This window comes from Helicobacter rodentium ATCC 700285 (genome assembly GCF_000687535.1).
GTDB classification, from domain to species: Bacteria; Campylobacterota; Campylobacteria; order Campylobacterales; family Helicobacteraceae; genus Helicobacter_D; species Helicobacter_D rodentium.
On sequence record NZ_JHWC01000018.1, the window covers coordinates 1 to 6,033 of the forward strand.

A 6,033-nucleotide genomic window follows, 5' to 3' on the forward strand; every position below is an offset into this window, starting at 1 on the left:
AAAGGCGCAAGCAATCATAGAGTATCGCTCCAATAAACCCTTTGAATCCGTCAATGAATTAGGAAATGTGAAAGGCTTTGGAAAGAAGACTTTAGAGAAGCTCAAAGGAGAATTTATTGTAGAAGAATCTCCAAAGACAAAAGAGGGTAAAGGGAGCAAGGGAAAGAAAGAGAATAAAGAGTAAGGGAATTTGAGTTTATGGTGTCCAAAGGAAAGAATCTTGCGTTTAGATTCTAAGATTCCATAATCTTAAATTGCTTTAAATCCCCCATTGCAAAGCCTTCTATATATTGGATTATGGATTGCAACACTAGCGTTTGCAAGGACAGAAGTGGAATCCTCAAAAACTATAAAGGCGATTTTAGAAATTTTTGTAAGAGATGACGTATATTTTTGCTTCACTCTACTCCCCACCTAAAATACTTCCTTGTATGCTTCTTTGTAACTCTTGTGCTTTTTTGATTAACTCTTGTTGTTCCTTTTGTGTGTCATTTTCTTGTTTGGATTCTGTGGTTTTGGAATCTTTTTGTGTAGTCTTTTGAGCTTTTGAGGTGGGTTTAGAATGGATAGAATCCTGCACACCCATTTTGACAAAAGTATCCTCATAATTTTTGCCACCCCTTTTTATCCGAATATACACTTGTCCGCTTGCTTGGTCGTATAAATAAGTATCGTCCATATCGCTAAACATTACCCAAGGTTGTGCGTTTAAGATTCCACAACAAAACATTAACATAATCCATAATCTCACAAAAAATTTCAACATAAAACCCCTTTTAGCTTTTTTTACTATAATTTCGCAATTTTATCAGATTTTACGAGCAAATAATGAAGTAGCGAAACAATTAAGGAGCAAAATGGATTTAATCAAAGTGCAAAATCTTTGCAAAAGTTATGGCGATTTAGAGGTATTAAAAAATATCAATTTACAGATTAAAAAAGGTTCAATCTTTGGGCTTGTTGGGCATAGTGGGGCGGGTAAAAGCACCTTGCTTCGCACATTTAATGGGCTAGAATCCATTGATTCTGGTAAAATAGAAATTGACAACTTGGATATTTCTAAACTCACAGGCAAAGAATTGCGCACCTTTAGACAAAAAGTTGGAATGATTTTTCAGCATTTCTCTTTGCTTAGTCGCAAAAATGTTTATGAAAATATCCTCTTGCCTTTACAATGTGCAAAAGCAACAATCAACGAGGCAAAGATTAAGAATCTTTTAGAATTGGTTGGTTTGCAAGATAAAGCAAAATCCTATCCAAACGAACTTAGCGGAGGACAAAAGCAACGCGTTGCGATTGCAAGGGCATTAGTGATGAATCCTATGCTACTCCTAAGTGATGAAGCCACAAGTGCGCTAGATCCAAGTATCACGGGTGCTATTTTAGACTTGCTTGCACAAATCAATCGAGAACTAGGCGTAACAATTGTGCTTGTAACGCACGAAATGGAAGTGGTGAAGCGACTTTGTGCAGAGGCTGCATTTATGGAAGGTGGAGTGGTGCTAAAAAGTGGAAAAATTGAGGATTTGTTCCTCTCGCCTGACCCAAAAATGCGTGAGTTTTTGGGAGAAAATGAGATTCTACCCGATGAGGGACTAAACATTCGCATTTATTTTCCCAAAAATTTAGCACAAAATCCAATCATTACACAAATGGCAAGAGAATTACAAATCAATTTTAATATCGTATGGGGGAATTTAGAGTCTTTTAATGGAATTGCACTAGGCATCTTAGTGATTAATATTCAAGCAAACGCAAAAGAAAAAGTCTGCAATTATCTGAATGCACGAGGTGCGCAATGGGAAATCATAGAATCCAATCCACAAGGAGAACAAAATGGATAGCAAAATCCTTTCTTTGCTTTTAGAAGCAACTTTAGATACGCTTTATATGAGCATACTCGCGACAAGTATTGCAACGCTTTTAGCTATTATCCCAAGCATTTTACTTGTCCTTTGTGCGCCTAGTGGCTTAAGCCCCAATGCGTTTATTTTCCGCACACTTGATAGCATTACAAACACCTTGCGCTCTTTTCCTTTTCTTATTTTAATGGTTGTCTTGTTTCCCTTGACGCAATTTATCGTAGGCAAAAGTATCGGTGCGAGTGCGGCAATCGTGCCACTTAGCATTGGAGCAGCTCCCTTTATCGTGCGTATCATAGAAAATGCACTCAAAGAAGTAGATAAAGGAGTGATTGAAGCCGCTCTTAGCTTTGGTGCAAGTAATTTGCAAATTATTTTTCGCATTATGTTTGTAGAAGCCTTGCCAAGCATTGTTTCTGGAATCACACTTGCTTTGATTTTGGTTGTTGGATTTAGTGCAATGGCTGGTGCTGTTGGAGGCGGAGGATTGGGTGATATTGCAATCAAATATGGATATTATAGATTCCAAAGCGATATTATGTTATACACTGTTTTGATTTTAATTTTTTTAGTGCAAATCATTCAAAGTTTTGGTGATTTTTTGTATAAAAAATTAAAACATTAAATCTTTACAAAGGACAACAATGCTTAAAAAAGCAATTTTCAGCAAATTAACACTTGGCGCAATAGCTCTTGCAGTGATTTTTAGTGGCTGCGATTCCAAAGTGGAATCCCAAAACAACGCACAAAAGACAGAAAGCACAAAAATGGAAAAACTAATTGTCGGTGCAACTCCCGAACCACACGCAGTAATGCTAGAACAAGTGAAAGCTACCCTAGAAAAGGAAGGGATTACTTTAGAGATAAAAGAATTTACCGATTATGTAACGCCCAACAAATCCTTAGATGATGGCTCATTGGACGCAAACTTTTTCCAACATAAGCCTTATTTGGATTCTTTCAACAAAGAACACAAAACAAATCTCATCAGCGTTGCAGGAATTCACCTAGAACCAATGGGTGTTTATGCCAAAAAAATCAAGAGTCTAGAGGAACTCAAAGAGGGCGATATGATTTCTTTGCCAAACGACCCTAGTAATGGTGCGCGTGCGCTTAGAATCCTAGAGGCAAATGGGCTTATCAAACTTCAAGAAGGTGTAGAGCTTCCAAGTGTGCAGGACATTACAGAGAATCCTAAGAATTTGAAATTTAAAGAAATGGATGCACCGCAACTTGCACGCGCACTTGGTGATGTAAGCGCATCAGTGATTAATACAAACTTTGCCTTACTTGCAGGACTAAACCCACTCAATGACGCGATTGCGCTTGAGAGCAAAGATTCTCCTTATGCCAATATCGTAGCCGTAAAAGGTGGCAATGAAAAAGACGCACGCATACAAAAACTTATCCAATCCCTCCAAAGTGAAGCAATGCGACAATTTATCCTAGACCAATACAAAGGTGCAATTCTACCAAGCTTTTAGAGTTACAAGGACAATTTCCTACCTCCTTGCGAGGACTTGTCCGAGCCGCGTGGCAGTTGTGTAAGTTTGGGTGGGTGCTATCGCACACGCTCACATTTGCAAATCCACAATCTTGCATAAACAATTTTTGCAATGGAATCCCAAAAGGCGAGATTCCAACACTAATTTTGAGAGGGCAAAGAAGTTTTAATATTTTTCACTTATTAATTTCCCTGCTGTATCCAAAATCAATTCTTTATGGTTGTCTAATTTCACTTCATAACCATTGTAATTTTTAGAAATTTCCATAATCTTTGCAGTAGCATATTTTGTCTTAATTGCGTTAAGAACTTCTTGGGGGATAAAGCCTGTATTGCTAATGGGAGCATAAGATTTAACTTCTCTCCAATCTCCATTTTTTGCAAATTCTACTTTAGAATCATTCAAAAATTTAACCTGATAATCATTAAAGCTCTTTTCTACCAAACCCACTTTTTCATTTGCAAAATAAGTTTGAATGAATTTTTGTGAATTTTGTGGCAATTCATTTTGTTGAATCACTACATCAGCAACCAAAAGAGCATTTGCTCCAATCAACACACTAAAAGCACACGCTAAACCTAACTTTTTCATAAATAACTCCTTTAAAATAAAATTGTAAATCAAATTATAAAGAGAGTTTATGGAGTTTTTTTTAATGGTTTGTTAAGTGTTTGTCAAGATTTAGAATATTTTGTTTGGAATTTTTAGAATATTCCATCTCTGATTCTATGATGTTTTCATTTTGAATTAGTTGCTCCAATATGTCAATATTTTCTTTAAAGTTTGCAAGTATATCTTCTGCTTTTAAGCCAATCATTAAAAGTCTATAAACCTTTGGGCGGTCTTTTTTCCATTTCCTCAAAGTTTTCACATTAATATCTAGCTTACCTGCAAGATCGCGTTGAGTCATTTGAAACCTCTTAAATTTTACAAAAATCTATCCTTTATCACTTTAAAACACAACAAGGTAAATTTAGGACTTTTTAATTATAAAAAAGGTAAAAATAGTATTTTTATTTTTATTTTCTAGGCAAAAAATGCAAACAACTATCCGAGAAAAACAAAATATAATTTATGGGGACTTAAATCAACAAAGGAATCACAAAATAGAATTTCTAGGTTCTAATAATATTCTTTATTTTGCTGGGGCTAGTCAAAATACTCAAATTATATTTCGTGGAAATAATGGTTTAGTGTTCATAGGAAACAATACCCGTGTAACCGGCAAAATAGAAATTGCCACTAATGGAGTGTGCTATATTGGTGATGATTCTACTTTTAATGGCGTAGGCTTTAGGGTGTTTGAGGGCAAAAATATCGTTGTTGGTAATGATTGTATGTTTTCTTGGAGTATTTGGCTCGGAACTTGCGACCACCATTTGATTTTTGACTCTCAAAGCTTCCAAAGGGTAAATTTTAGCAAAAGCATTTACATAGGCGATCATGTTTGGTGCGGACAAGAAAGTGCGATTCTAAAAGGCGCATTTATACCAAGCGGAAGCATTATTGGTGCTAAAAGCATTGTAAGTGGAATTAAAGAATCCAATGCCATTTACGCAGGAAACCCTGCGCAATGTCTCAAAAAGCATAAATTTTGGTTGCGCGATGACCCGTCTGCTGGAAATTGGACGAAAGAACAAACTGCACTCCATAGCCAAAAAGAAACCAATGACTTTCAATACATTTACCAAAAAGAAAAATTCCTCTCGCCAAAAGCTTTAGAGACAAAGCTAGAATCGCTAGAAAATGCTTCAGAAAAGTTAGAATTTCTCTATGATTTTGTTTATTGCAATCGCTCCAAAAACCGCTTTGCCTATTTTGTAGATTCCAAAATCAATATTCCTCTACCGATTACCCCTAAATTATTCTATAAGACAACTCTTGCCAATCCCGATACAGATTCCAATGCACAAGAAAATTTACCCATTGGAGCAAAACACAGAATCCACAACCACCTAGCCTACAAACTAGGTTCTGCAATGATTCTAAACTCTAAAAGCTTTTTAGGATATATAAGAATACCTTATGTCTTATCTTATATTAAAGAAGCACATAAAAAAGAAATTGCAGACTATGAAGCAAAAGTTGCAAAGAATCCTAAATTAAAACTTCCTAAATTAGAATCCTATGCAGATTACAAAGAAGCTTTAAGAGAAAAAGAATGCTTTACTTATAAATTAGGAGAAGCGTTGATGAAAGCAAGTAGGGATTGGGTTAAAGGAGGATATTTGAGATTCTTTTTTCAAGAGATCTCTAAATTAAGGAGAGGATTAAAAGAGAAAAGAAAATGAGATTTCATTGTGTGCAACATTATAGATTTGCGCTAAAGCGGGTGAGTTGCTTACGCAAATGCACGCCACGAAGTCTTACGATTTCTCGCAATGACGCAATCCATAACACAGAATCTCGCTTATTACTCTACAACTTTAACCTTTTAAAGATTCCATTGTTGAATCTAATTTTGCTTGATGATAGATTGCCACGAATCGCGTTGCGATTCTCGCAATGACGAGATAGCAAATTTTCTGTCATTGCGAGGAATGAACAAAGTGAATGACGAAGCAATCTATAATCTAGCATAAAGAAAAATTTTACAATAGAAGCTTTACAAATGAGATTCCACATTATGGATTGCCACGAAAATTTTTCAAATTTTCTCGCAATGA

The 6,033-nt window shown here is 35.8% G+C and carries 10 protein-coding genes; 5 read left to right on the forward strand and 5 right to left on the reverse strand.

What is annotated here, in order from left to right; translation table 11 throughout:
• Nucleotides 1–184 (forward strand): ComEA family DNA-binding protein (locus tag BS85_RS10715; RefSeq protein ID WP_034551628.1); only part of this gene is annotated, 184 nt, incomplete at its 5' end.
• Between the two features lie 65 nt (nt 185–249).
• Here BS85_RS10715 and BS85_RS11670 read toward each other — a convergent pair.
• Entirely contained in the window at nt 250–402 is a 153-nt protein-coding gene (locus tag BS85_RS11670; protein WP_156938129.1) for a hypothetical protein, read from the reverse strand.
• Nucleotide 403: 1 nt separating this feature from the next.
• Nucleotides 404–766: a hypothetical protein gene (locus BS85_RS0109740; RefSeq protein WP_211246914.1), complete on the reverse strand. Its 363-nt coding sequence runs from the start codon at nt 764–766 to the stop codon at nt 404–406.
• Between the two features lie 91 nt (nt 767–857).
• On the opposite strand from BS85_RS0109740, the gene BS85_RS0109745 reads away from it, so the two are divergent.
• From BS85_RS0109745 to BS85_RS0109755, 3 genes are read left to right on the forward strand one after another with little or no spacing between them, the layout of a single operon-like run.
• A complete protein-coding gene (locus BS85_RS0109745) occupies nt 858–1,844 on the forward strand; it encodes a methionine ABC transporter ATP-binding protein (protein ID WP_026944620.1) in 987 nt (328 codons plus the stop codon).
• On the forward strand, nt 1,837–2,487 hold the full coding sequence (locus BS85_RS0109750) for a methionine ABC transporter permease (RefSeq protein WP_026944621.1): 651 nt from the start codon (nt 1,837–1,839) through the stop codon (nt 2,485–2,487). Before BS85_RS0109745 ends, BS85_RS0109750 begins: the two co-directional genes overlap by 8 nt.
• A gap of 19 nt (nt 2,488–2,506) precedes the next feature.
• On the forward strand, nt 2,507–3,346 hold the full coding sequence (locus tag BS85_RS0109755) for a MetQ/NlpA family ABC transporter substrate-binding protein (protein ID WP_026944622.1): 840 nt from the start codon (nt 2,507–2,509) through the stop codon (nt 3,344–3,346).
• 186 nt (nt 3,347–3,532) lie between these two features.
• Here the strand turns inward: BS85_RS0109755 and BS85_RS0109765 are convergent, their stop codons facing one another.
• Together BS85_RS0109765 and BS85_RS10720 are read right to left on the reverse strand one after the other, a co-directional pair.
• Nucleotides 3,533–3,958 (reverse strand): PepSY-like domain-containing protein, encoded by a 426-nt coding sequence (locus tag BS85_RS0109765; protein ID WP_026944623.1) that lies wholly within the window; start codon nt 3,956–3,958, stop codon nt 3,533–3,535.
• Nucleotides 3,959–4,019: 61 nt separating this feature from the next.
• Nucleotides 4,020–4,277: a hypothetical protein gene (locus BS85_RS10720; protein WP_034551631.1), complete on the reverse strand. Its 258-nt coding sequence runs from the start codon at nt 4,275–4,277 to the stop codon at nt 4,020–4,022.
• Between the two features lie 127 nt (nt 4,278–4,404).
• Here BS85_RS10720 and BS85_RS11835 point away from each other — a divergent pair, with 127 nt between their 5' ends.
• A complete protein-coding gene (locus BS85_RS11835; protein WP_051604785.1) occupies nt 4,405–5,658 on the forward strand; it encodes an acyltransferase in 1,254 nt (417 codons plus the stop codon).
• Nucleotides 5,659–5,785: 127 nt separating this feature from the next.
• Here the strand turns inward: BS85_RS11835 and BS85_RS11840 are convergent.
• Nucleotides 5,786–6,033: hypothetical protein (locus BS85_RS11840; protein WP_211246915.1), on the reverse strand; the 248-nt coding region annotated here is incomplete at its 5' end.

Coding starts and splice junctions, on each gene's coding strand:
- BS85_RS11835 (WP_051604785.1), top strand. CDS start 4,405: ATGCAAACAACTATCCGAGAAAAACAAAATATAATTTATGGGGACTTA.
- BS85_RS0109750 (WP_026944621.1), top strand. CDS start 1,837: ATGGATAGCAAAATCCTTTCTTTGCTTTTAGAAGCAACTTTAGATACG.
- BS85_RS0109755 (WP_026944622.1), top strand. CDS start 2,507: ATGCTTAAAAAAGCAATTTTCAGCAAATTAACACTTGGCGCAATAGCT.
- BS85_RS10720 (WP_034551631.1), bottom strand. CDS start 4,277: ATGACTCAACGCGATCTTGCAGGTAAGCTAGATATTAATGTGAAAACT.
- BS85_RS0109745 (WP_026944620.1), top strand. CDS start 858: ATGGATTTAATCAAAGTGCAAAATCTTTGCAAAAGTTATGGCGATTTA.
- BS85_RS0109765 (WP_026944623.1), bottom strand. CDS start 3,958: ATGAAAAAGTTAGGTTTAGCGTGTGCTTTTAGTGTGTTGATTGGAGCA.
- BS85_RS0109740 (WP_211246914.1), bottom strand. CDS start 766: ATGTTGAAATTTTTTGTGAGATTATGGATTATGTTAATGTTTTGTTGT.